We start from the raw sequence: 22747 nt of genomic DNA on the forward strand, positions 1-22747 counted from the left end.
GTTCGCGTCTGCCTCGATCCCTTTGGAGCGCCCGATTGCTGGACCGCGGCGATGCGATCCCTTCGCCATGATTGCAGTACCCAACGCGCGGCGCCCCAGGCTCGGAGCGAACAACACCGGCTACATTGCGACGACGATCTTGCCCTTGTGGGCTGAGGCACCGAAATGCCGGAAGGCGCGTCGCACGTCCTGCTCGTTGAAATCGAACTCCGAGTCGATCACCGGCTGGAAGCTGCCGGCCTCGTACCACCCGTTGAAGCGATCAAGGTCGCGATTGGGTTGCAGGGCGATCACCCGTAGCTGCCGGTGGCAATCACGACCCGGGCGGAACCGGGACAGAGCGATCCTGAGCAGATTGACCAGCTGTCCGCCGACGGTGGCGTAGCAGCCGTCGGGCTTGAGCGCGCGCTCGTAGTCCGCGGGGGCGCGGTCGGTTCTGACATCGATGATCAGGTCATAGCGCTCGCCGCGCCGGGTGAAGTCCTCAGCGTGGTAGTCGATGACGTGATCGAAGCCCCAGGCACGCATGGCGTCGAGCTTGGCTGCGCTGTCGACGCCGGTCACCGTGACGTCCTGCATCTTGAGCAGCTGGATGGCGATGCTGCCCACACCTCCTCCTCCGCCATTGACCAGCACGGACTGACCGGGGCGGAGCTGACCATTGGCGATGACTGCCTGCAGCGCCAGCATGCCGGCCTGCGGGATCGCGGCCGCCTGCGCGAAGCTCATCCCGGACCCCATCGGCCTGAGAGCGCCCTGGGGTGGGCTGACGTATTCGGCGAAGCCGCCGAACCCACAACCGCTGAGGTCCCCGTACACCGCGTCGCCGGGTCGGAACTCCGTCACCGTGTCGCCCACCGCCTCGACCACCCCGGCGATATCCGAGCCGACCACGATGCGCGGTCGCAGCAGTCCGGCCATGAAGCGGTTCGGAATCATCGGCGTGGCCTGGATCAGCCCCCAGTCCCAGTCGTTGATCGACACGGCCCGAACCTTGACCAGCACCCGGTCGGCACTGGGCGTCGGCCTCTCGATTTCACGGATCTCCAGGAAGTCGGGGTCGCCGTACCTGCGCAGGAACAGCGCCTTCATCCGCCCCGCCTCATCCGGCCTCGCTCCCATGCTTGAGCCCATGCCCGGATAGTAGCAACCGTCCAGCCGGCGTTGCCTGCTTTCGATTCGCGCCGGCTCGAACGTCCGGTCGGCAGGACGATCAATAGCCGTGCCGGTATCGGTCTTCCGTGCCGGCGCGGCGAATGCAGGGCGCGGTATCGATCCGTCCCTTTCCGACCGGGCTCGCACCGGACGACGTCGCCTGCTAAAACGGCGCAGTGCTATTCCGGTGGGGTTCTGTGCGCGTCCTTGCTCTCATTCTGCTTGCCTGCTGCCTGCCTGGTTCGGTCACGGCCGGGGAGGTGCTGGCCGGCGTGGCGTCGAACTTTGCAGCGCCGATGCAGGCGCTGGCTCGTGCGTTCGAGGCGCGCAGCGGGCACCGGGTGTCGGTCGCGCTGGGATCCAGCGGGGCGCTGTACGCGCAGGTTCGACATGGAGCACCGTTCGCGGTGCTGCTTTCGGCGGATGCCGAGATACCGGAACGGCTTGAGGTCGAGGGCCTGGCGGTGCCCGGCACGCGCTTCACCTATGCCCGCGGTCGGCTGGCGCTGTGGAGCGCTGATCCGCGCCGCCTCATCGCCGACGGCGAGGCCCTGCGCAGCGGCGATTTCCTGCGACTGGCCATCGCCAATCCGCGTCATGCTCCCTATGGCATGGCAGCCCGCGAGGTACTGGACGCGCTGGACATCGAACTGGGCCGGGAACAGACCCTGGTTCAGGGCGAGAGCATCGCCCAGGCCTACCAGTTCGTGGCCAGCGGCAATGCCGAGCTCGGCTTTGTCGCGCTGTCGCAGGTCTGGCTGGATGGCAGCCTGCGCTCGGGCTCGGCATGGATCGTACCCGAGACCCTGCATGCGCCGATCGAACAGCAGGTGGTGCTACTGAACGCCGGCGCCGGGCAGCCGGCGGCGCGAGATCTCCTCGCCTTTCTCGCCGGCGACGAGGCGCAGGCCATCATCGCCCGCTACGGCTACGGACGCGCGCCCTGATGCCGGGCCCCGATGACCTTCAGGCGATCTGGCTGACCCTGCGCCTGGCGCTGTCGACTACCCTGGTGTTGCTGCTGATCGCGACACCGCTGGCCTGGTGGCTGTCGCGGCGCGACGACGCGAAGCGCCGCTTGATCGGCACCCTGGTCACCCTGCCCCTGGTGCTGCCGCCGACCGTGCTCGGCTTCTACCTGCTGGTCGCGATGGGTCCGCAGGGCTGGCTCGGCCAGTTCACCAGCGCGATGGGCTGGGGCCTGCTCTCCTTCAGCTTCGGCGGCCTGCTGCTGGGTTCGGTGGTCTACTCCCTGCCCTTTGCGGTGATGCCGCTGCAGCGCGCCTTCGAGGCGATCGGGCCGCGGCCGATGGAGGTCGCGGCCACGCTTCGCCAGCCGCCCTGGCGCGCCTTTCTGCGGGTCGCCCTGCCGCTCGCCCGGCCCGGACTGGTCAGCGCCGCCGTGCTGAGCTTTGCGCACACCGTCGGCGAGTTCGGCGTGGTGCTGATGATCGGCGGCAACATCCCCGGTCGCACCCAGGTGATCTCGACGCAGATCTTCGGCCACGTCGAGGCGCTCGACTACGCCCGGGCGCACTGGCTGGCCGGCGGCATGCTGGTGTTCTCCTTCCTCACCCTGCTGGCCCTGGGGCTGCTGCAGCGGCGCGGCGGAGGCTGGCTGCGATGAGCCGGCCACCGCCCACCCGCGTCGCGCTCGACGTGCGGCGCGAGACCTTTCACCTGGCCTGCGACCTCGAACTTCCGGGCGATGGCGTCAGCGCGGTCTATGGGCGCTCGGGCAGCGGCAAGACCACCCTGCTCCGCGCGGTGGCCGGGCTTGAGCCCTCGGCGCGTGGCCGCATCGAGGTAGCCGGCGAGACCTGGCTGGACAGCGCGGAAGGCTTCGATCTGCCGACCTGGCGCCGGCCGCTGGGTTTCGTCTTCCAGGAACCCAGCCTGCTGCCCCATCTGGACGTACTGCATAACATCCTGTTCGGCGCGCCGGGTGGCAGCCGCGCCGGCAGCGCGCCGATCCGCGAGGTCATCGAGCTGCTCGGTCTCGAGGGCCTGCTGCAGCGTACGCCCGGGTCGCTGTCCGGCGGGCAGCAGCAACGCGTGGCCATCGCCCGCGCCCTGGCCTCCGAACCGCGCCTGCTGCTGCTCGACGAACCGCTGTCGGCGCTGGACGCGCCGCGGCGTCAGGAGGTGCTGCCCTGGCTGGCGCGACTCAAGCGCGAGGCGCGCATGCCGATGCTCTATGTCACCCACCAGTCAAGCGAGGTGTTGCAGCTCGCCGATCACCTGACCGTGCTCGAAGAGGGCCAGGTCGAAGCAAGCGGCCCGCTAGACCGCCTGCTTGATCGTCTGCACGGCACCGGCCCCGACGCGGCAGAGCCCTGCGCCCTGCTGCGCGGCGTGGTTGCCGGCGTCGACGCCGCCTGGGGACTGGTCGAGGTCGACTGCGCCGGCGTGCCACTGTGGATCTGCGCCGGTCGCTTTGTCACGGGCACGCCGGTGCGGCTGCGGGTCGAGGCGCGCGATGTCAGCATCAGCCTTGAGCGTCCCCAGCGGAGCAGCATGCAGAACCTGATCCACTGCCGGGTGCTGGCCGTCGAGCCGGCCGCCCAACCGGGCCAGCAGCTGGTACGGCTGGGCTGGGCAGACCAGCAGCTCTGGGCCCGCATCACTTCGCGTTCCATCGACGCGCTGGGCCTCGCGCCGGGCGTCGAGGCCTGGGCCCAGGTCAAGGCCATCGCCCTGCTCGGGTGAGCGATGGCCCCCGGGGCGGGCGTCTACCAGGCCGTCGGCTTGGGATTGCGCTCGTCGAAGCCGCGCTGATGCCAGTAGGGGTAGCTGGGCGTGCGCTGGCTGGCCTCATCGAGGCGGCGCACCTGGTCCTCGCTGAGATTCCAGCCGATCGCACCCAGATTCTGCTCGAGCTGCTCCTCGTTGCGTGCGCCGACCACCACGTTGGCAACGCCGGGCCGCTGCAGCAGCCAGTTCAGTGCGATCTGCGGCACCGTCTTGCCGGTCTCGGCGGCGATCTCGTCGATGGCGTCGACGACGCGATAGAGGTACTCGTCGGCGATCTCCGGGCCACCCTTGTCGCCGCCCTGCGCCAACCGGCCCTGTTTCGGATCCTGCCCGCGGCGGATCTTGCCGGTCAGCCGCCCCCAGCCCAGCGGCGACCAGACCATGGTGCCCAGGCCCTGGTCCAGGCTCAGCGGCATCAGTTCCCACTCGTAGTCGCGGCCGACCAGCGAGTAGTAGCCCTGGTAGCTGACGTAGCGCGACCAGCCGTGCCGGTCCGAAGCGGCCAGCGACTTCATGACCTGCCAGCCGGAGAAGTTCGAGCAGCCGAGATAGCGCAGCTTGCCGTCGCGAACCATGTCATCCAGCGCGCGCAGGGTCTCCTCGACCGGGGTCAGGGCATCGAAGCCGTGCATGAAATAGACATCGATGTAGTCGGTGCCGAGCCGGCGCAGGCTGCCCTCCACCGCGCGGATCAGGTGGTGTCGCGATGAGCCCTTGTCATTAGCCCCCTCCCCCATCGGGAAGGTGCCCTTGGTGCTGATCAAAAGGTCCTGCCGCCGTCCCTTGATCGCCGCACCGAGAATCTCCTCGCTGGCGCCCGAGGAGTAGATGTCGGCGGTGTCGAAGAAGTTGATCCCCGCCTCGATGCTGCGGTCGACCATGCGCTTGGCGCCGGCGATGTCGGTATCGCCCCACTTGGAGAAGAACTCGCCCTTGCCACCAAAGGTCCCCGTGCCGAGGCTGAGGACCGGCACTGTCAGGCCCGAACGGCCCAGCTGTCTGAATTCCATCACAACACCCCGTTTAACGCATAACCACTCTCCACGGGAGTATGCGCGCCGGCGTCTGAAGCTCGCGTATCGGCCACGGTAGGCCCGCGGCATGTGGATATGGCGAGGGGTGGGGCTTGAAGTCGGCGGGGGTCGGTACCGGATCCAGCGCCCACGGGAGGCGGGGATGGTGCACTGCACGGGCCTGAGCGTGCCCCGTCCATTCGAGCTTCGATACCTCAGCCCGAACGGGCACAGGCCCTTCCTGCAAGGTCTCGAACGGGGGCGGCTACCCCCTCCCAACCTCCCCCTCCGCCGCTGCGCGGCGCAAGGGGAGGAGCAAGGCATAGGGTGCTGCCTTGGCGCACCGCGCGGACGTTGAACGGGTCTCGTGCGTAGGGGCTTCGATACCTCTGCCTGATCGGGTTGAAGGTCGCGGCAAGCCGATTCGAGCTACCGAACGTCCAATCTCACCGCCGCCCCCCGCGGCCCGTGGAGCGGCGCAACGATGTGCCCGCTGCCGGGCCGCGGGTGGTCGGGCCGATGCGTTTCTCGAACCAGTGGTCGGCGTAGGGGTTGTCGTTGTAGTCGGCAATTTCGACGTAGCCGTTGCGGGCGTAGAGGGCGCGGGCTTCGGTGAGGCTCCCGTTCGTATCCAAACGCACCCGGCGGCAGCCGAGCTCCAGCGCGCGGGCCTCCAAGGCCTCGAGCAGGCGCTGGGCAATGCCCAGGCTGCGGGAGCTGGGCGCAACCCACATGCGCTTGATCTCGGCGACGTCACGGTCCAGCCGTTTGACCGCGCCGCAGCCCAGCGCCTGACCGTCGAGCCTGGCCAACAGAAGGTAGCCATTTGGCGGCAGCAGTTCGCCGGGGTCGGCCGAAGGGCTCCGCGAGGCGTCGAAGCCGTCCGGAAAGCGCGCATCCAGCTCGGCCAGATAGGCTGCGATGCAGGTGCGGGCGTCGGCCGACTGCGGATCGACCGCGTCGATCTCGACCGCCGCCGCCCGAAGCAGCCGCTCGACCTCGGCCATGGCCGCGACCAGTCTTTCGCGCTGCGCCGGGCCCAGCGGCGCCAGCAGGGAGGCGGCAAACGACTGCGAGCGCTCGTCCAGTTGCCGCCGCTCGCGCAGGCCGCGGGCAGTGAGCCGGACCTCGCGAACGCGGGCATCGCGCGCGCAGGCGCCGACCTGGAGCAAGCCCTCGCCAGCCAGCTTCTGAAGCAGGCGGCTGAGGTATCCCGAGTCCAATGACAGCCGCTCGCGCAGCTGGCGCAGCTCGATGCCCGACTCACCGATCTCGAACAGCAGCCGGGACTCGGCCAGCGGCCGGCCCCGGCCGAGGTAGTTGTCGCTTAGCACGCCGATCCGCCGGGTGAACAGTCGGTTGAAGGCGCGTACCTGTTCGATCATCTCGCGGTCCATTCTCTGACTATAGTCAGACTTTGTCCGCAGACCAAGGCCCCGGCCGCCGGGCCGGGGCCGCCGTCGGACCGGCTCAGTCGATCGAGACGCTGGCGCCGCCGGAAAGCTCGATCAGGTCACGCAGCTCGCGGCCGTCCTCGCCGTGTTTGGCCAGATCCGACTGGTCGAGCAGTCGAAGCAGGTCTGCATGCCCGTAGTCCGCGAGATCGGCATTGCCGCGCAGCTTCTCGGCAAAGCCGGCCACTGCCGCGGCAAAGGCCAGGCGCGGCCCAGGCGCTGCCTTGAGCTCGCGGCGTTCGATGCCGCGCTCGATCAGCCGGCTGTGCTTCTCGTCGGGCTTCTTGTAGCGCAGGCGCAGGCTGGCCAGCGTCGCGCCCGGCGCCACCCCTTCGCGCAGCTCCAGCTCGTACAGCGCGGTGACGTCGTGGCCGGCACCGATCTCGCCGGCGTCGACGCGGTCATCGTGGAACTCCTCGCGCGCGAGCAGGCGGTTCTCGTAGCCGACCAGCCGATAGCGCTCGACTGCCTGGCCGTTGAACTCGACCTGCACCTTGACGTCCTTGGCGATGGTCAGCAGGGTGCCACCCATCTCGGACACCAGCACCCGCCGCGCTTCCAGCGCGTCATCGATGTAGGCGTGGTGGCCGTCGCCGACGTCGGCCAGCTGCTCGGCGATCTCGTCGTTGTAGCCATGGCCGCCAAAACCGAGCGTGGTGAGGGCGATGCCGCCCTCGCGGCGCTCGGCGACCATCGCCTTCAGCGCCTCGACCGAGGTCGTGCCGACGTTGAAGTCACCGTCGGTGGCGAGGATGACGCGGTTGATGCCGCCCTGGGCCAGCGACTGTGCTGCCACCCGGTAGGCGAGCTCGATGCCGGCGCTGCCATGGGTCGAGCCGCCGGCCTCCAGCTGGTCGAGGGCGGCCAGGATGGTGTGGCGGTCGTCCCCCGGGGTGCTGGGCAGCACCAGGCCAGCGCTGCCGGCATAGGTCACGATGGCCACCCGATCCTGCGGACGCAGCTGCTGGACCAGGGTGCGGAAGCCCTGCTTGAGCAGGGGCAGCTTGTCGGGGGCCTGCATCGAGCCCGAGGTGTCGATCAGGAACACCAGATTGGCCGGCGGCAGGTCGCGCTGGTCCACTTCGTAGCCCTTGAGGCCGACCTGCAGCAAGGTTCGCCCCGCATTCCAGGGCGCCGGCGCCAGCTCGGTGGTGATCGAGAACGGCGGATCCAGTCGCGACGGCGGCGTGTAGCCGTGCTCGAAGTAGTTGAGGAACTCTTCGGTGCGCACCGCTTCACGCGGCGGGATGCGACCTTCGCGCAGCATGCGCCGCGCCAGCGTGTAGCTGCCGGTGTCGACGTCGATGGAGAAGGTCGAGACCGGCTGCTCCCGCGACGCCTGCCAGGCGTTCGATCTGAACTCGGCGTGGTGTACCGAACTCCCGGCCTCATCCGCCATGACCCGCGACCCGGTCACCGTGATCGATGCCGGCATCGGCGGCGCCGCCATCTCCTGCAGCGCGGGTGCGGCGGGCGGCGGCGGCGCGGGCATCGATTTCGCCGCCTGCTGCCGTCCAAGGTCCGCCCTGCCCGCTTCCTCCCGCGCCGGCTCCTCACGCACTTCCGATCCGCAGCCGGTCATCGCCCCAACCGCCAGCAGCACCGCGCCCCATGCCATCGCTTTCATGTCCCGCTCCACCTGTGGATTCAGCTGGTGGAACGCGGCGGTGGACGGAACGGGGTTGAGCCCTGGTGATTGATCGAATCGACCGCCTGAGCGTCGGGGCTCAGGGCGCAGCCGCGAGCAGCTCGAGGATTCGCGCCGTGACCGACTGCACCTGGAACTGGTCGATGCCGCCCGAGTCCTGGTTGGACAGGGCGATCAGCACCCAGGGCTCCTCGCCGGCGCGCTCGAGCATCCACACGTGGGTGAGCACGTGGAAGTTCGTGGCACTGCCCGAGGCCAGGCTGCCGCCCTTGTACCAGACCCGGTCCCAGCGGCCGCGCACGTAGGGCTGGGCGACACCGGCTCCGAAGGCGGCGTCGACGCGTTCCAGCGCCTCGCTGCCGCGAGGAAGCTGGCGCATGTAGGCGAACAGCCGGCAGATGTCATTCGGCGTCGCCTGCCAGGTGCGCGTGAGCAGCTGGGTATGGAAAAAGGCGCCGCCACTCTGCGGACCGAGCGGCTCGATCTGGTTGGCCAGAACTGCTCCTGGAAGGCTTCGCTTCCGTCCACGTAAGACAGCGCAGTAGACAGGTCGAAAGACAGGAAAACGTGGAACTGCTCGCTGATTTTGAGGAACGGCAGCAGCAGTTCGGCGGCCTCCGCGGCGGTCGCCTGAACCACCTCGGCGATCCCCGCGCGGCCCAACCGCTCATGCAGCAGGTCGGTAGCCGTGTTGTCGCTGTTGCCCATCATCAGGCGCGCAGGCCTTCGGCCACCTGGTCGCGGATCGGCAGGCGCCGCACGCGCACGCCACTGGCCGCGAAGATCGCGTTGGCCAGGGCCGGGGCCGCGGTGGGGATGCCCATCTCGCCGGCACCGGCCGGATCCGCATTGCTGCGGATGATCTCGACCTCCACATCCGGCGCATCACGCGAAGCCAGCAGCGGGTAGCGGTCGAAATTGGTTTCCACGATGCGTCCCTCGGCCACCGAGGATTCCAGCGCGCGCGCCGTGCTGATGCCGTCGAGGGTCCCACCCATCATCTGCGCTTCGAGACCGAGCGGGTTGATCGCCCGACCCACGTCGACCGCACAGACGCAGCGATGGATGCGCCAGCTACCGGACGCATCCACCTCGACTTCCATCGCGTGCGCGGCATAGCCGCCGAAGGTGAAATGAGCGGCCAGACCCAACCCGCGACGCCTGCCGGGATCCCGCCCCCAGCCGATCCTTTCGGCCACCCGACGGAGCACGCCGGCAAGGCGCCCGGTCTCGAAATTGGGCCCCCCATGCTGGGCGTAGGGCAGTGCGCGGGCCTCGCCCAGGAGGGCAAGGCGCAGGGCGAGCGGGTCCCGCCCCGCAGCATGCGCGACCTCGTCGAGGAAACTCTGCACCGCGAAGGCATTGGCAGTGTGACCGGGCGCGCGCCACGATCCCCGGGTCACCCCGGACTCCACGGCGAACCACTCCATGCGCACGTGGGGAAGCAGGCGCGCGGGGAAGTCGTCGGGATAGATTTCCGGCTTCCACATATCTTCAGCGGGCACGCCTGGGCGCCGTGAGTACTTTGAGGCACTGGCCAGCCGGTGTGCGTAGCCCGTCACCGCGCCCTCCGCGTCGAGGGTCGCGATCAGCTGGTGGTGCCCGAATGGCCGGAAGAAATCGTGGCGCTGCTCGTCCTCACGCGTCCACAACAGCTTGATGGGCTTGCCCGAGGCCTTGGAGAGCAGGACCGCCTCGGCGATGAAATCGTTGCTCAGGCGCCGACCGAAGCCACCGCCGACCCGCGTCATGCGCACCTCGATGTTCATCCGGTCGATGCCGGTCAGCTCATGCACAAGCCGGCTGGCGCCGGCCGGCTGCTGCATCGGGGCGAGCACGGTCACCCGGTCGCGCTCGACATGGACGCAGGCGTTCTGCGGCTCAAGCGGCGCGTGGGCGACATAGGGCACGCGGTAGGTGGCTTCGACCACCCGGGCCGCCGCCTTGCGCGCGGCATCGAAGTCGCCATCGTCGCGGCAGCGGATGCCCTCGCCGCGCAGCAGCGCCTCGGCCTGGGCATCGAGCTTCGCCGAGGATTCCTCCGCGTAGGGACCCGGCTTCCAGCGCACGACCAGGGCACGCCGCCCCTTGAGCGCCGACCAGGTGTCATCGGCCAGCACCGCCACGCCCGGGGCCAGATTGGCGGTCACCGGGGCGCCGGGCGCAGGACCGGGCACGGCCAGGACCTGCCGCACGCCGGGCACTTTGAGCGCCGCCTCGGCATCGAAGCCTTCCAGCTCGCCCTGCAGCCAGGGGCAGCGCTCGATCACGGCGACCAGTGCGCCGGGCAGGTTCGCATCGATGCCATAGGTCGCCCGGCCGGTGACGATGGCGTCGGCATCCACCATCCGCTGCGGGGTACCGACGATGCGCCAATCCGTCGGCGCTTTGAGGGCGAGCTCCGTCTCGGGCGGGACCACGCTGGCAGCTTCGGCAGCCAGCTCCCCGTAACCCAGGCTGACGCCGTCGCCGCGCAGCACCCGGCCCTTCTCGGTGCGCAGCGTCGCGGCTGGCACCTTCCAGCGCCGTGCCGCGGCCTCTACCAGCATCCAGCGGGCCTTGGCGCCCACCTGACGCAGGTCGGCCCAGGCGCCCGGGATGCTGGTACTGCCACCCGCTCCCTGCGGCCCGTACTTCCAGGTCACGCCCGAGCCGTCAGGCAGCGGCACAAGTCCGAGCGGCAGCTGTTCCACCCGGACCCGTGACCAGTCGGCGTCCAGCTCTTCGGCAATCAGCATCGGCAGCGAGGTACTCACGCCCTGGCCGATCTCGGGACAGCGTGCCCCGATCCAGGTCGTGCCGTCGGCCTCGATCCGCACGAAGAGCCCCACGCCGTCGGTCCCGGCCTCCGCCTCGCGCGCGCCCAGCCGCCCAGGCATCTGCCAGGCGCACAGCAGGGCACCGCCCGCGAGCAGCGAGACGCGCAGGAAGCCGCGGCGGTCGATCGCCGCCAGGCTGTCCGCAGTGGCCGAGGTCGCGCTCCGCGCATCCTCGGCAATGGCAGTCCCGGCCCTGATCAGGCTCGGGCCGAAATCGTCGCGATCGGGCGTGCTCATGCGTCCCCCTCCTGTCCGGCATCCCGGGCGATGGCGGCAGGCGCTGCGGCGCGCGTCGGGGTCGGGTCCTGCTCCGCTGCGTCCTTGGGGGCCGCCTTCAGCAGCCCGGCAGCCCGTTTCACCGCGGCCCGGATCCGCGGATAGGTGCCGCAACGGCACAGGTTCGGCAGCGCGCGGATCGCCGCATCGTCGGGGTCCGGATCGCGCGCGAGCAGGTCGGCCGCGGCCATGATCTGGCCGGCCTGGCAGTAGCCGCACTGCGCCACATCGAGTTCCACCCAGGCGCGCTGCAGGGCATGCAGGCTATCCTGCCCGAGCGCCTCGATGGTCGTGATCCGCCGACCTTCGACCGTCGACATCGGAACCACGCAGGCGCGAGCCGCACGACCGTCCAGGTGCACGGTGCAGGCGCCGCAGGCTCCGATGCCGCAGCCGTACTTGCTGCCGGTGAGCCCGGCATGGTCACGCAGGAACCACAGCAGCGGCATCTGAGGATCGCCATCGAACTCGCGTGGCTGGCCGTTCAAGTGAAAGCGCGTCATTGGGCGTCCTCCCGGGGGCTGGCGCTGGCCATCCTAGCCCCCCACCCGCGGCCGTCCCCCTGCCGGACGGCCTCCTCGCGCGTCGATCCGTCGAAACGAGCAGGACATCCGACAAGCCGTGCCGGGCGGCGTTCGACCTTGGGACGCCCGCCCCGCCCCCAATGCGACTCGGCTAAGCTTCCCGCCCCACTTCCGGCAGGGATCGCTGTTGTCATGTCCACGGATGCCGCCATCGAGATTACCGGTCTGGGCAAGACCTACGACACCGGGCATGTCGCGCTCAGCAACGTGTCGCTGTCGATTCGCCGTGGCGAGATCTTTGCCCTGCTCGGGCCCAATGGCGCGGGCAAGACGACGCTGATCGGCATCGTCTGCGGCATCGTCCGCCCCAGCGAGGGCCGGGTGATCGCAGATGGCTTCGATATCCGGCGCGACTACCGCCGGGCGCGGGCGACGATCGGGCTCGTCCCGCAGGAGCTGGCCACCGAAACCTTCGAGACGGTCTGGGCGGCGCTGCGCTTTTCACGGGGCCTGTTCGGCAAGCCGCACGACCCGGCCTTCCTCGAGAAGCTTCTGCGCGACCTGTCGCTATGGGACAAGCGTGACGCCAAGATCATGACCCTGTCCGGCGGCATGAAACGGCGCGTTCTGATTGCCAAGGCCCTGGCCCACGAGCCGCGGATCCTGTTCCTCGATGAACCCACCGCCGGAGTCGACGTCGAACTGCGCCGCGACATGTGGCGGCTGGTGGCCGGACTGCGCGAACGCGGGGTGACCATCATCCTCACCACCCACTACATCGAAGAGGCCGAGCAGATGGCCGACCGGATCGGGGTGATCAACCACGGCAAGCTGCTGCTGGTCGAGGACAAGGACACCCTGATGCGCAAGCTGGGCCGCAAGCAGCTGACCCTGAGCCTCGCCGAGCGCATGGACGCGATCCCGGAGGCCCTCGCCGACCTGCCGCTGGAGCTCGCCCGCGACGGCGAGGCCCTGGTCTACACCTTCGACTCGCAGGGCGAGCGCACCGGCATTGCATCCCTGCTGCGCCGCCTGCAGGAGGCCGGGATCGGCTTCCGCGACCTGCACACCGAGGAGTCCTCGCTGGAGGAGATCTTCGTCAACCTGCTCAAGGCGCCGCGATGAACCTCTACGCCGTCTGTGCGATCTACCGCTTCGAGATGTCGCGGACCTTCCGCACCATCGGCGAGAGCCTGCTGTCGCCGGTGCTGACCACCTCGCTCTACTTCATCGTCTTCGGCGCAGCGATCGGCTCACGGATGGGCGAGGTCGACGGCGTCGGCTATGCGGCCTTCATCATCCCCGGCCTGATCATGCTGTCCCTGCTCAACGAGAGCATCTCCAACGCCAGCTTCGGCATCTACATGCCGAAGTGGTCGGGAACGATCTACGAACTGCTCTCGGCGCCGGTGTCGGTGACCGAGGTGCTGCTCGGCTATGTCGGCGCGGCGACCACCAAGTCGCTGATCATCGGCCTGCTGATCCTCGCCACCGCGCGCTTCTTCGTGCCCTACTCCATCGAGCACCCGCTGTGGATGGTGTTCTTCCTGGTGATGACCGCGGCCAGCTTCTCGCTGTTCGGCTTCCTGATCGGGCTGTGGGCGAACGACTGGCAGAAGCTGCAGGTGATCCCGCTGATGGTGATGACCCCGCTGACCTTCCTTGGCGGCGCCTTCTACTCGATCAACATGCTGCCGCCGTTCTGGCAGACCGTGTCGCTGTTCAATCCGATCGTCTACCTGATCTCGGGCATGCGCTGGTCGTTCTACGGCCAGGCCGATGTCGAGCCGATGATCTCCGCGGCGATGATCAGCCTGTTCCTGCTCGCCTGCCTCGGCGCCGTGACCTGGATCTTCCGCAGCGGATGGCGGCTGCGTAGCTAGTGTCCTCCGCTGAATACCGGCGGGATCGTCCTTTCAAGCGCGGTAGCGCCAAGGGTGATTTCGTTCGCGAAGCACACAAGGCAACGAACCGGCGTACCGAAGCCCCCGTGCCGACGACTGACGGAGGCGGTATTGGCGTTCGCGCGGTGCGTCCGGTGCGGCGAGCCGCACCCTATGGGGCCGGGTTGGAAGCGGCTCAGCGGGCCCTGGGCATCACCAGCCAGAGGACGATGTAGACGATGATGCCGGGGAAGGCGGCGGAGAGGATCGACACCAGCACGTAGAGCAGGCGGACGGCGTTGGGCGACCAGCCCAGCCATTCGGCGATGCCGCCGCAGACGCCGGCGATCCAGGCGTTGCGTGATCGGGCAAGGGGTCGGTGGCTCATCGGGCGCTCCTGGCTGCGTGTCGCCGACGAAGGTCGGCTCTTGGACACTATGCAATCACCGGACGGCCATGCACGACGGGCGTGACCCGGGTCCGGAGCCGCGATTCAGGATCAGCGAGCGGTTCGCAGGGAACGTTTGACCGAGGCGGCCTCTCGTGGAGGCGGCGCCGCGCGTCGATCAGGCCGCGGCGGCGAGCTCGGGACAGCCGGCCTCGGTGCGACCGCCCCAGCACCAGGCGCCTTCGGTGGCGAACAGGGCACGCAGCAGGTCGACGTTCAGGGCGTGGCCCGGGCGACTGGCCACCAGGTGACCCTGGATCGGGCCGCCGGCGAGGTAGAGGTCGCCGATGCAGTCGAGCAGCTTGTGGCGGACGAACTCGTCGCGGAAGCGCAGGCCGCCGGGGTTCAGAACTTTTCCATCCTCGACCACCACGGCGTTGTCGAGGGATCCACCCAGGGCGCGGCCGGCAGCCTGCATGGCAGAGACCTCCCGGGCGAAGCCAAAGGTCCGGGCCGGCGCGATCTCGCGACGGAACCCTTCGGTGCTGAGGGTGAAGTCAAAGCCCTGGCGGCCGATCAGCGGATCGCTGAACTCGATGCCGATGCTGTAGCGGCTGGCCCGGTCGGGCAGCAGCATGGCCCACTTCTCACCGTCCTCGATGCGCACCGGACGCAGGATGCGAAGCTGGCGACGACGGACCGGCTGCGGGACGACCCCGGCCCCGCGGATCAGCTCCATCCACTGCGCGGCGCTGCCGTCGAGGATCGGCACTTCCGGACCGTCCAGGCGCACCAGCACGTTGTCGATGCCACAGGCAGCCAGCGCCGCCATCAGATGCTCAAGGGTCGATACCGTGGCACCGGAATCGTTCGCGATCACCGTGCACAGACGGGTATCGGTGACGTTGCGCCAGGAGGCGGCGATCCGGCCGCGCCCGGCAGGCAGGTCGCTGCGCTCGAACACCACCCCGCTGTCGACCTCGGCCGGCAGCAGCTCCAGGAACACCGACTCGCCCGCATGCACGCCGATGCCGCGGATCGATACCGGGGTGGCCACCGTGCACTGCAGCGGCGGATCTAGGGGCAAGGCGGAAACGGTCATCGGGTGCTCGGCAGGAGGCAGCGCACGGCCATACGGCCGAGAATGTTAAAAAAGCGTAATGCGGACAGTCCAATTTGTCCAATCGATTGTCGGTATGCTTCATATAGCCTTCAGCTATTGAAGCCCGCGGATCGGCGCCTCCGGCCTTTCCGTGGCGCGCGCCGCTGCCCCTCCCTTTTCAGGTCAGGGCCGCTCGCGCAGCAGGGCGATCACCTGGTCCAGCTGGCCGCTGATCCGGGTCAACATCTCAAGGGTCGGCTCCGTGGCGTCCGAGGCCGGCTCATGTCCTCCACGGCGCAGCAGGTTGCGCCGCCGGAGAATCTCGCGACGCAGCTCGGCGGCACCGACGATCCCGGTCAGCTGCATGTCGCTGGCGCCGGCCTGGGCGCCACTGCTGCCGGCGGTCTCGAACTTCAAGGTGCTCAGCTCGAAGCGACGCAACAGCGGCCCCTCGATGAAGGTGACGTCCTGGATGTTCTCCAGTGGAATGGTCTTTTCCACCTGGAACAGGATGCCCTTGCGAAAGCGTAGCGACTCGTTGTCGAGTTCACACTCCAATTCGCGGTAATAGCGCCCCGCCCACCACTGGCCAATGCCCAGCAGCCAGACCAGCGCCAGCGGGATGCCGACGATCGTCATCACCATGACCAGCGCCGCGCTGAGCAGCAGGTAGGACCGGATCAGCGGGTTGAACTCTGCCCGCACCACACTCTGTTCCGACATCGCCGGCATGCGCGGCTCCTCTCTCGGCAGGGGCGCCCGAGTATGGCACGCTGGCAAGGGTGATCCGGCACGGACTGGAGCGATGTCAGGCATGCGCTTCCGCTTATACGAAAACGAGGACCTGCTGGGGCTGGTGGACGGCATGGCGCGGCAGGCGCTCGCCCTGCTCGACGACACGCCGACCGTGCTGCTGGGAGTGCTCCGCCGCGGCGCGCCGCTGGCCGATCGCCTGCAGCAGGCGATGCTCGCCCGACGCCCGGGGCTGTCCCTGCGACGGGTCGACGTCAAGGTCAAACGCTACGCCGACACGCTGGAGCTTCTGCATCCGGAGACGGCGCTGGAAGCACCCGAGGGTGCCGCGCTTGCGAACTGCCGGGTGATCGTGGTCGATGACGTGCTCTACCAGGGGTTTTCGCTGTTCCGGGTCTTCGAGTGGCTGCAGACGCAGTCGGTGGCGTCGGTGCATGCGGCAGTCCTGGTCGACCGCCAGCGCCTGCGCCTGCCCGTGCATGCGGATATCGTCGGGGCGACGCTGAAGATCGCGCCGGGCGACGTCATCGAATGCAACGTCCCGCCGTATGAGGCCGACTTCGCCATCGACCTGTGGCGACCGGGTGAGTCGGTTCCGAAGCAGGACTGAATGCCGGCAGCGAGCCCGGCGAACGAGGTCACTGCGTGAGGCGCGCTGCGAGACGGCTCAGCGCCCCCCACGCCGATCAACGGCTCTGGGTAACCCACTCCCACCGATCCTGCAGGGCGCCCAGCGCGATGTCGTCCGCGCCCTGCTCCAGCAGCCACTGCCGCACCAGCTCGCGATCGACCTCGGTCAGCGAGCCACCGCCGAATCGGGCGATGAATCCGTCCAGCGGCGATCGCTCACCGTCGAACAGCCAGCCCTGAGTATCGATCAGTTCGCCGAGCGGATCCGGCTGGGCCTCGCGCCAGGCTGCGGGCTCAGTCCCACGGATGGAGAACCCAAGCTCCGCGAACTCGGCCAGACGCAGCTTCTTGCGGTGGCGGCGGCGATGGTGCGGGCGCAACGCATGAAGGCGCATGCGGAAATCTCCTGGTGACCGGCCCGAGGTTCGCCGGGGGCAGTTCAAAGCCTAGCCGAATGATCGGCAGGATCGTGGGTATCGCTCGGCGAACACGGCAGATGGAGCCGGGAGAGCACGACGCAGCGATCGACGACACGTGTCATGGGCAAGGCAAACGAAAACGCCGCCACCGGTTGCCCGGCGGCGGCGTCGAAGGCTTCAGTCACGGGCCCTGGGGCCCGCCTGATCAGGCAGCCTTGCGGGTGCGCTTGGCCGGAGCCTTGCGAGCCTTCGGCGCGGCGCGGCGCTTGGCCGGGGCGCGCTTGGTGGTCGGCTTGGCCTTGCCGAAACGGGCCAGCACCGGCTGCAGACGGGTCTCGACCTCGTCCTTGATCACGACGAAGGTGGCCTCGGCACGCTCGCGCACCGGAGCAACGACGCCGTCGATGCGGCCGCGAACGTTCTCGATGGCGCCGCCCACCTGGGCCTTGGCGTCGTCGACGGCCTTGTTGACCTTGCCCTGCAGCGAGGTGCCTTCCTCAACCATGGCGTCATACAGCTTGATGCCCTGCTTGCGGGTCAGCGAAGCGGCGCCGAGGCTGGCGAGCCAGAGCTGGCGGGCGTTGAAATCCGGGTTGCGCTTGGCCGCGGCCTTGCGCGTCTTGACTTGCTTGACCATGGTAATCCTCGATCTAAGGGGTGTTGGATGACTCCCCGGAAACCGGGGTACGCCATGTGGCGTCGTGACGTATCCTAGGCTTCGCGTCTAGAACAAACACACTAGCCGGGCGACGCGCGCGAACCTGCGTATGTCGTTCCGGGCACACACCGAGGCGAGGCGACGATGGCGAAGAAGGGCTGGGCGAAGTTTCCCCACGACAACAAGTCGTTCGACTATTCCGGCGACAAGCTGGCCAAGCACTGGGACGCCCTGCACGCGGGCGACTGCGAGCCCTTCCCCGACGAGCAGCGACTGACAGCGGTGCTGAAGAAGCATCCCAAGGCCGGCAAGGCCGCCGATGCCGCCGCCATCGCGGCGTCCCTGCAGGAGGCCTGGCGCGCCTACCACCGCGGCGACTTCCAGCAGGCCTACGAGGCAGGCAAGGAACTCGGTGCGCTGGGCGCATCGGTGGCGGTCAAGGCGGCAGGGATCCACGCCGTCTACCTGCTCGACGACGAGAAGGCCCAGCTCAAGCGCTTCGAGGAACTCGCTGCGATGGCGGAGGAGGCCAGCGCGGTGCTGCCGGACGATCCCAACACCCACTATCGCTATGCCTTCGCTCTGGGCCGCTACTCGCAGGGCATCTCGGTGACCAAGGCGCTGTCGCAGGGCCTCGCCGGAAAGGTGAAGGCCGCATTGGACAAGACCCTCAAGCTTGCGCCCAAGCACGCCGAAGCCCACTCGGCCCTCGGCCTTTACCACGCGGAGATCGTCGGCAAGGTCGGCAGCATGATTGGCGGCCTCACCTATGGTGCCAAGGCAAGCACCGGCGAGGAGCTGCTGCAGAAGGCGATCAAGCTGACGCCTTCGGCTCCCATCGCCCATGTCGAATACGCCAACGGGCTGATCCTGCTGTATGGCGACAAGCGTGAGGACGATGCCGCAGCAGCCTATGAGAAAGCCGGCAAGCTCAAGCCGCGCGACGCGATGGAGAAGCTCGATGCGGAGTTCGCCAAGGCCCAGATCGAGGACTGAGCCGGGACGGGCTGCACCTGTGGGCCGCGCCGCGGCGCTGCTGTGCCTGGGGTTGGCGACCGGCGTCGCGGCCCAGCCGGTCGCAACGCGCAGCGAAGCCCACCTGCAGCTCGGCCGCCTCGATGCGCCGAGCTTTGCCGGGGGCGGCACGGCGCAGACCCGCATCCTTACCCTGCAGAACGCGACGCGCTGGGAGAAGTTCGAGTCCTTCGGGTTCCTTGACCTGGTCAATGATGACCGCCGCGACGGCTTCAACGACGGCGACTTCTACACCGAGCTCTACCTCGGTGGCGGATTCGGCAGGCTGACCGGGCGATCGTTCGCCTTCGGGCCGCTGAAGGACATCGGCTGGGTGGCCGGCTTGAACCACGGCCACGACGCCAAGGTGTGGAAGTACCTGCCGGGCCTGCGCCTGTACTGGAACGTGCCGGGCTTTGCCTTCCTCAATACCGACCTGACCGCCTACATCGACGACAGCCGCGGCGTCGCCGCCGGTGGTGCACCGGCCCAGACCGACAGCTACATGGTCGACGTGAGTTGGGCGCGGCCGATCACCCTCGGCGACCAGCGCTTCGCGGTGCAGGGCCACATCGAGTACATCGGCAGCCGGCGAAACCAGTTCGGCGCCAAGGTCTCGCACTGGATTCTCGCCCAGCCGCAGCTGCGCTGGGATCTCGGCCACGCCCTGGGCTGGCCGCCCGGTCGCCTGCAGGTCGGCATCGAGTACCAGTACTTCCGCAACAAGCTCGGCGACCCCAACACCGACGAATCTGCCGTCCAGGCGCTGGTGGTGGTCGGCCGCTAAGGGCGCAAATCGGACATTCGCCACCGACCCCGATCGGGCGGGCTCTTCGTAGGAGCGGACATGGCCGCGACCGCGGAGGTTCGCTCTGAGCGCGGTCTGTGGAGAACACGTCACGCCGCGGTCGCGCCCATGTGCGCTCCTACAGTCGGGCTTTGTTGGGCGTCGGCGAAGCCCCATTGGGTGCGCCTTGGGCGCACCGATAAGGGCGTTCGGACGGTACGCCCGGTGCGGCCAGCCGCACCCTATGAATGTCTTCTTCGCACCCGTTTCCGCCCTTCCCCGCCCCTCAGGCCGGCCAGCACTCGCGCACCATCAGCTGCACGCCGTGGCGGTCGCGGTAGTCGTCGAGGGCAAGCTGGTAGACCAGGTGCACGCGGCCGGGAGGCGGATTGCCCTGCCAACCGCCGAAGTGGATGGCGGAAACCGGCATGGATCCGCCGGGGTGGCGGAGGCTGAGTTTGAGATGGCGCTCGGCGACGACGCGCCACTCGCTGACCTCGAACTCGCCATCGAAGCAGGGCTCGGGGAAGCCCTGGCCGAACGGGCCGGCGGCGATCAGGGCCTCGGCCAGGTCGCGACTGATCTCGCTGGCGGCCAGCTCGCCATCACTGAGGATTTCCGCGCGCAGCGCCTCCTCGCTCAGCGCAGCGCAGGCGATCTCGTCGAAGGCAGCAGAGAAGGCCTGCAGCGCATCGCGCTCCAGCGAAAGGCCGGCTGCCATGGCGTGACCGCCAAAACGCCCGATGAGCCCGGGATGCCGGGCCTGCACCGCGGCCAGCGCATCACGGATGTGGAAGCCTTCGATCGACCGCGCCGAGCCGCGCAGCAGGCTGCCCTCGCCGTCCTCGTCGGCCGGTGCGAAGGCAATCACCGGTCGATGCAGGCGGTCCTTCATCTTCGAGGCGACGAGGCCGATGACCCCGGCGTGCCAGCCCTGCGAGAACAGGGTCACCCCGACTTCGCCGCGCAGCAGGCGCTCGTCGCAGCCCTCCAGCGCGGCCTCGGCCTCGTCCAGCATCGCCTGCTGTCGTTCGCGGCGCTCGGCGTTGATGGCGTTCAGCTGCAACGCCGCCTCGCGCGCCTCATCGGGCTCATCGCTGAGCAGGCAGCGGATGCCAAGGCGCATGTCCTCCAGCCGACCGGCCGCGTTGATCCGCGGGCCGAGGGCGAAGCCGAGGTCGGACGCAGTGAGCCTGGCGCACTGGCGGCCGGAGACCTCGACCAGCGCGGCCAGCCCCGGACAAAGCTGGCCTCGGCGCATGCGGGCAAGGCCAGCCGCAACCAGGATGCGGTTGTTGCGGTCGAGCGAGACGAGGTCGGCCACGGTGCCCAGTGCGACCAGGTCGAGCAGGCAGCTGAGGTCGGGCTCCTCACCCGAGGCATAGCGGCCCAGGTCGCGAAGCCGCGCGCGCAGAGCGAGCAGCAGGTAGAACATGACCCCCACGCCGGCCAGACTCTTGCTCGGGAAGCCGTCGCCGGGCAGATTGGGATTGACGATGGCATCGGCCGCCGGCAGCGTTTCGCCGGGCAGATGATGGTCGGTCACCAGCACGCGCATGCCGCGCGCGCGGGCCGCGTCGACGCCGGCGTGGCTCGAGATGCCGTTGTCGACGGTCACGATGAGCTCGGGATGCGGCGCGGGCCACTCGGCCACCAGTTCCGCCGAGAGACCGTAGCCGTGACGCATGCGATGCGGCACATCGAACTCGACCTGCCGCGCGCCCAACAGTCGCAGGCCGCGCACGGCGACGGCGGTGCCGGTGGCGCCATCGCAGTCGAAGTCGCCTACGATGCGGATCCGCCAGTTCTCGTCCAACGCCCGCACCAGCAGTTCCACGGCCTGACCCAGCCCGCCGAGCGAGGCCGGCGCCAGCAGCGAACGCAGACTCAGTCGGGCCGATTCCGGGTCGACCACCCCGCGCGCGGCCAGCACCCGGGCAATGACCGGATGCTGGTCGCTGCCCCAGGCTTCCGTCGACACCGACGGCCGGCGCTTGAGCCTCGCTCCTGCCCCCGTCACCGGTTCAGGCCTTGAGCGGCGCGCGCCAGAAGCGCCAGCGCTGTCCGCTGCGCAGCAGCCAGCGGCGACCGTTGGCAAAGTCGAGCAGCACCTCGTCCAGCCCGCCGCCGCGCAGGGCCGACTGCACCTCGTCGAGGATGCCGCCCTCCAGGTCTCCAGCATCGCGCAGGTGCGAGAGGTCGACCAGGGTGCCCGGCACCCAGGCTTCGGAAGCGGCCACCTCGGGGATCTCCCCAAGCCGCGCCAGTCCCTTCAGCACCGGATCCAGGGTGACGATGCCGCTGGCATCGGCCTGCACCGAATCCGGCAGGCTGCCGCCGCCCCAGAACCACAGGCTGTTCACCGGCGGCTTGCCCGACTCGGCCCGCTTCCGGTTGATTTCATGGTTATGCAGGACAACCTGGGCCTCGTTCCAGAGCTGCCGCCAGCGCGCGCCCTGCGGCCCGGGGGGCAGGCATTCGAGCAGGTCGCGACCGACGGCGATCTCCGGCGGCACCATGGCCGGCAGGGACACCGTGCCGGACAGATGGACATACCAGCGCTCCGGGCGCGGCGTCGAGATCGGCATGCCGAAGTCGCCGAACAGCGGGCGCAGCGGGAGGACCAGGGCCTCGGCTTCGGCGGCGGTGAGTTCCAGAGCCGGGCCATGTGCCAGCATCCGCGCCGTGCTCATGTCGGCGCGGACATGGGCGGGATCGGCGCGCACCCAGCTGCCGAGGCCGGCATCCTGGCCGTCGAGCATCCGGGTCAGGGGCGCGGTCGGCAGGCGGGTCGGCAGCACCCTTAGGTGCCGCAGCAGCTGGGCATCGCGCCCGCTGGCCGCGCCATCCAGTGCGTCGGCGCGGCCCAGCGTGCGGGCCAGCCGCGGCGCACCGGACAGCCCACCGCGCAGCGCGTCGAGCGCCGGCAGCAGGACGGTGACCGAGCGTTCCCCCTGGGCCACCGGCTCAGCCGTCGTAGCGGACGGCGACGATCTCGTAGCTGCGCGGCCCGCTGGGCGCCTCGATGGTCACCGAGTCGCCTTCATGCTTGCCGATCAGGGCGCGTGCGATCGGCGCCGACACCGAGATCAGGCCCTGCTTGATGTCGGCCTCGAGGTCACCCACGATCTGGTAGGTCACCTCGTCTCCGGAGTCGACCTCGGCCAGCTCGACCACGGCGCCGAACACGATCCGCGAGCCCGCATTGAGCTTGGACACGTCGATGATCTGGGCGTGGGACAGGGTGCCCTCCAGCTCCTTGATGCGGCCTTCGATGAAGCCCTGCTGTTCGCGCGCCGCGTGGTACTCGGCGTTCTCCTTCAGGTCGCCGTGCGCACGCGCCTCGGCGATCGCCTGGATCACCTCCGGACGCTTCACCGACTTGAGATGTTCCAGCTCCTCGCGAAGGCGCTGGGAACCCTTCAGGGTCATGGGTGCTCGCATGCAATTACCTCACGAATGAAACAAGG

23 protein-coding genes are annotated in these 22747 nt (G+C 69.1%); 8 read left to right on the forward strand and 15 right to left on the reverse strand.

Translation table 11 applies throughout. The annotated features are described in order from the left end of the window. Positions 1-120: 120 nt before the first annotated feature. Positions 121-1092: an NAD(P)-dependent alcohol dehydrogenase gene (locus M0G41_RS10445; RefSeq protein WP_248209058.1), complete on the reverse strand. Its 972-nt coding sequence runs from the start codon at positions 1090-1092 to the stop codon at positions 121-123. Positions 1093-1352: 260 nt separating this feature from the next. Between M0G41_RS10445 and modA the strand changes: the two genes are divergently transcribed. Genes modA through modC form a run of 3 tightly spaced genes read left to right on the forward strand, consistent with a single transcriptional unit; the run spans position 1353 to position 3864 of the window. Continuing rightward, a complete protein-coding gene (modA, locus tag M0G41_RS10450; protein WP_248209060.1) occupies positions 1353-2102 on the forward strand; it encodes a molybdate ABC transporter substrate-binding protein in 750 nt (249 codons plus the stop codon). Beyond that, on the forward strand, positions 2102-2782 hold the full coding sequence (gene modB / locus M0G41_RS10455; protein ID WP_248209066.1) for a molybdate ABC transporter permease subunit: 681 nt from the start codon (positions 2102-2104) through the stop codon (positions 2780-2782). Before modA ends, modB begins: the two co-directional genes overlap by 1 nt. Then, complete coding sequence (gene modC / locus M0G41_RS10460; RefSeq protein ID WP_248209068.1) at positions 2779-3864, forward strand: molybdenum ABC transporter ATP-binding protein; 1086 nt, start codon at positions 2779-2781, stop codon at positions 3862-3864. The genes modB and modC overlap by 4 nt, the downstream gene beginning before the upstream one ends. 23 nt (positions 3865-3887) lie before the next feature. Here modC and M0G41_RS10465 read toward each other — a convergent pair whose 3' ends face one another. The 6 genes from M0G41_RS10465 to M0G41_RS10490 form a co-directional block, all read right to left on the reverse strand. Beyond that, a complete protein-coding gene (locus M0G41_RS10465; protein WP_248209070.1) occupies positions 3888-4919 on the reverse strand; it encodes an aldo/keto reductase in 1032 nt (343 codons plus the stop codon). Between the two features lie 449 nt (positions 4920-5368). Beyond that, positions 5369-6307 carry a bifunctional helix-turn-helix transcriptional regulator/GNAT family N-acetyltransferase gene (locus M0G41_RS10470; protein ID WP_248209072.1) on the reverse strand — a complete coding sequence of 313 codons (939 nt, stop codon included), beginning with the start codon at positions 6305-6307 and terminating at the stop codon, positions 5369-5371. A gap of 85 nt (positions 6308-6392) precedes the next feature. Beyond that, a complete protein-coding gene (locus M0G41_RS10475) occupies positions 6393-8003 on the reverse strand; it encodes a vWA domain-containing protein (protein WP_248209073.1) in 1611 nt (536 codons plus the stop codon). A gap of 100 nt (positions 8004-8103) precedes the next feature. After that, entirely contained in the window at positions 8104-8403 is a 300-nt protein-coding gene (locus M0G41_RS10480) for a hypothetical protein (RefSeq protein WP_248209075.1), read from the reverse strand. A gap of 331 nt (positions 8404-8734) precedes the next feature. Then, positions 8735-11080: a xanthine dehydrogenase family protein molybdopterin-binding subunit gene (locus M0G41_RS10485; protein WP_248209078.1), complete on the reverse strand. Its 2346-nt coding sequence runs from the start codon at positions 11078-11080 to the stop codon at positions 8735-8737. Continuing rightward, on the reverse strand, positions 11077-11622 hold the full coding sequence (locus tag M0G41_RS10490; protein ID WP_282452865.1) for a (2Fe-2S)-binding protein: 546 nt from the start codon (positions 11620-11622) through the stop codon (positions 11077-11079). Before M0G41_RS10490 ends, M0G41_RS10485 begins: the two co-directional genes overlap by 4 nt. A gap of 213 nt (positions 11623-11835) precedes the next feature. On the opposite strand from M0G41_RS10490, the gene M0G41_RS10495 reads away from it, so the two are divergent. Together M0G41_RS10495 and M0G41_RS10500 are read left to right on the forward strand one after the other, a co-directional pair. Continuing rightward, the gene (locus tag M0G41_RS10495; RefSeq protein ID WP_248209081.1) at positions 11836-12768 is read left to right on the forward strand and encodes an ABC transporter ATP-binding protein; all 933 of its coding nucleotides are present in this window, start codon (positions 11836-11838) and stop codon (positions 12766-12768) included. Further along, entirely contained in the window at positions 12765-13526 is a 762-nt protein-coding gene (locus tag M0G41_RS10500; RefSeq protein WP_248209082.1) for an ABC transporter permease, read from the forward strand. Before M0G41_RS10495 ends, M0G41_RS10500 begins: the two co-directional genes overlap by 4 nt. A 196-nt stretch (positions 13527-13722) precedes the next feature. Here the strand turns inward: M0G41_RS10500 and M0G41_RS10505 are convergent, their stop codons facing one another. From M0G41_RS10505 to M0G41_RS10515, 3 genes are all read right to left on the reverse strand, one after another. Next, a complete protein-coding gene (locus M0G41_RS10505) occupies positions 13723-13914 on the reverse strand; it encodes a PspC domain-containing protein (protein ID WP_248209083.1) in 192 nt (63 codons plus the stop codon). A 178-nt stretch (positions 13915-14092) separates the two neighbouring features. Further along, on the reverse strand, positions 14093-15016 hold the full coding sequence (gene lpxC, locus M0G41_RS10510; RefSeq protein WP_248209091.1) for a UDP-3-O-acyl-N-acetylglucosamine deacetylase: 924 nt from the start codon (positions 15014-15016) through the stop codon (positions 14093-14095). A gap of 183 nt (positions 15017-15199) precedes the next feature. After that, entirely contained in the window at positions 15200-15748 is a 549-nt protein-coding gene (locus tag M0G41_RS10515; RefSeq protein ID WP_248209093.1) for a PH domain-containing protein, read from the reverse strand. An 82-nt stretch (positions 15749-15830) separates the two neighbouring features. Between M0G41_RS10515 and M0G41_RS10520 the strand changes: the two genes are divergently transcribed. After that, positions 15831-16379: a phosphoribosyltransferase family protein gene (locus tag M0G41_RS10520; protein WP_248209094.1), complete on the forward strand. Its 549-nt coding sequence runs from the start codon at positions 15831-15833 to the stop codon at positions 16377-16379. 76 nt (positions 16380-16455) lie between these two features. On the opposite strand, the gene M0G41_RS10525 is transcribed toward M0G41_RS10520, so the two are convergent. Then, the gene (locus M0G41_RS10525) at positions 16456-16794 is read right to left on the reverse strand and encodes a 50S ribosome-binding protein YggL (protein ID WP_248209096.1); all 339 of its coding nucleotides are present in this window, start codon (positions 16792-16794) and stop codon (positions 16456-16458) included. Between the two features lie 229 nt (positions 16795-17023). Beyond that, on the reverse strand, positions 17024-17455 hold the full coding sequence (locus tag M0G41_RS10530; RefSeq protein WP_248209099.1) for a phasin family protein: 432 nt from the start codon (positions 17453-17455) through the stop codon (positions 17024-17026). 165 nt (positions 17456-17620) lie between these two features. Between M0G41_RS10530 and M0G41_RS10535 the strand changes: the two genes are divergently transcribed. Continuing rightward, on the forward strand, positions 17621-18472 hold the full coding sequence (locus M0G41_RS10535) for a tetratricopeptide repeat protein (protein WP_248209104.1): 852 nt from the start codon (positions 17621-17623) through the stop codon (positions 18470-18472). Positions 18473-18491: 19 nt separating this feature from the next. Then, positions 18492-19277 (forward strand): hypothetical protein, encoded by a 786-nt coding sequence (locus tag M0G41_RS10540; RefSeq protein WP_248209106.1) that lies wholly within the window; start codon positions 18492-18494, stop codon positions 19275-19277. A 286-nt stretch (positions 19278-19563) separates the two neighbouring features. On the opposite strand, the gene recJ is transcribed toward M0G41_RS10540, so the two are convergent. The 3 genes from recJ to greA are packed head-to-tail and all read right to left on the reverse strand — an operon-like array spanning position 19564 to position 22721. After that, on the reverse strand, positions 19564-21297 hold the full coding sequence (gene recJ / locus M0G41_RS10545; protein ID WP_425511247.1) for a single-stranded-DNA-specific exonuclease RecJ: 1734 nt from the start codon (positions 21295-21297) through the stop codon (positions 19564-19566). Between the two features lie 4 nt (positions 21298-21301). After that, positions 21302-22240 carry a phosphoglycerate mutase gene (locus tag M0G41_RS10550; RefSeq protein ID WP_248209109.1) on the reverse strand — a complete coding sequence of 313 codons (939 nt, stop codon included), beginning with the start codon at positions 22238-22240 and terminating at the stop codon, positions 21302-21304. A gap of 4 nt (positions 22241-22244) precedes the next feature. After that, positions 22245-22721, reverse strand: coding sequence for a transcription elongation factor GreA (gene greA, locus M0G41_RS10555; protein ID WP_248209111.1), 477 nt, complete (start codon positions 22719-22721; stop codon positions 22245-22247). Positions 22722-22747 lie beyond the last annotated feature (26 nt).

It is taken from the genome of Pseudomarimonas salicorniae, from assembly GCF_023156535.1.
In the GTDB taxonomy this organism is placed as follows: domain Bacteria; phylum Pseudomonadota; class Gammaproteobacteria; order Xanthomonadales; family Xanthomonadaceae; genus Pseudomarimonas; species Pseudomarimonas salicorniae.

Coding starts and splice junctions, on each gene's coding strand:
- M0G41_RS10445 (WP_248209058.1), bottom strand. CDS start 1,092: ATGAAGGCGCTGTTCCTGCGCAGGTACGGCGACCCCGACTTCCTGGAG.
- modB (WP_248209066.1), top strand. CDS start 2,102: ATGCCGGGCCCCGATGACCTTCAGGCGATCTGGCTGACCCTGCGCCTG.
- modC (WP_248209068.1), top strand. CDS start 2,779: ATGAGCCGGCCACCGCCCACCCGCGTCGCGCTCGACGTGCGGCGCGAG.
- M0G41_RS10465 (WP_248209070.1), bottom strand. CDS start 4,919: ATGGAATTCAGACAGCTGGGCCGTTCGGGCCTGACAGTGCCGGTCCTC.
- M0G41_RS10470 (WP_248209072.1), bottom strand. CDS start 6,307: ATGATCGAACAGGTACGCGCCTTCAACCGACTGTTCACCCGGCGGATC.
- M0G41_RS10475 (WP_248209073.1), bottom strand. CDS start 8,003: ATGAAAGCGATGGCATGGGGCGCGGTGCTGCTGGCGGTTGGGGCGATG.
- M0G41_RS10480 (WP_248209075.1), bottom strand. CDS start 8,403: ATGCGCCAGCTTCCTCGCGGCAGCGAGGCGCTGGAACGCGTCGACGCC.
- M0G41_RS10485 (WP_248209078.1), bottom strand. CDS start 11,080: ATGAGCACGCCCGATCGCGACGATTTCGGCCCGAGCCTGATCAGGGCC.
- M0G41_RS10490 (WP_282452865.1), bottom strand. CDS start 11,622: ATGACGCGCTTTCACTTGAACGGCCAGCCACGCGAGTTCGATGGCGAT.
- M0G41_RS10495 (WP_248209081.1), top strand. CDS start 11,836: ATGTCCACGGATGCCGCCATCGAGATTACCGGTCTGGGCAAGACCTAC.
- M0G41_RS10500 (WP_248209082.1), top strand. CDS start 12,765: ATGAACCTCTACGCCGTCTGTGCGATCTACCGCTTCGAGATGTCGCGG.
- M0G41_RS10505 (WP_248209083.1), bottom strand. CDS start 13,914: ATGAGCCACCGACCCCTTGCCCGATCACGCAACGCCTGGATCGCCGGC.
- lpxC (WP_248209091.1), bottom strand. CDS start 15,016: ATGACCGTTTCCGCCTTGCCCCTAGATCCGCCGCTGCAGTGCACGGTG.
- M0G41_RS10515 (WP_248209093.1), bottom strand. CDS start 15,748: ATGCCGGCGATGTCGGAACAGAGTGTGGTGCGGGCAGAGTTCAACCCG.
- M0G41_RS10520 (WP_248209094.1), top strand. CDS start 15,831: ATGCGCTTCCGCTTATACGAAAACGAGGACCTGCTGGGGCTGGTGGAC.
- M0G41_RS10525 (WP_248209096.1), bottom strand. CDS start 16,794: ATGCGCCTTCATGCGTTGCGCCCGCACCATCGCCGCCGCCACCGCAAG.
- M0G41_RS10530 (WP_248209099.1), bottom strand. CDS start 17,455: ATGGTCAAGCAAGTCAAGACGCGCAAGGCCGCGGCCAAGCGCAACCCG.
- M0G41_RS10535 (WP_248209104.1), top strand. CDS start 17,621: ATGGCGAAGAAGGGCTGGGCGAAGTTTCCCCACGACAACAAGTCGTTC.
- greA (WP_248209111.1), bottom strand. CDS start 22,721: ATGCGAGCACCCATGACCCTGAAGGGTTCCCAGCGCCTTCGCGAGGAG.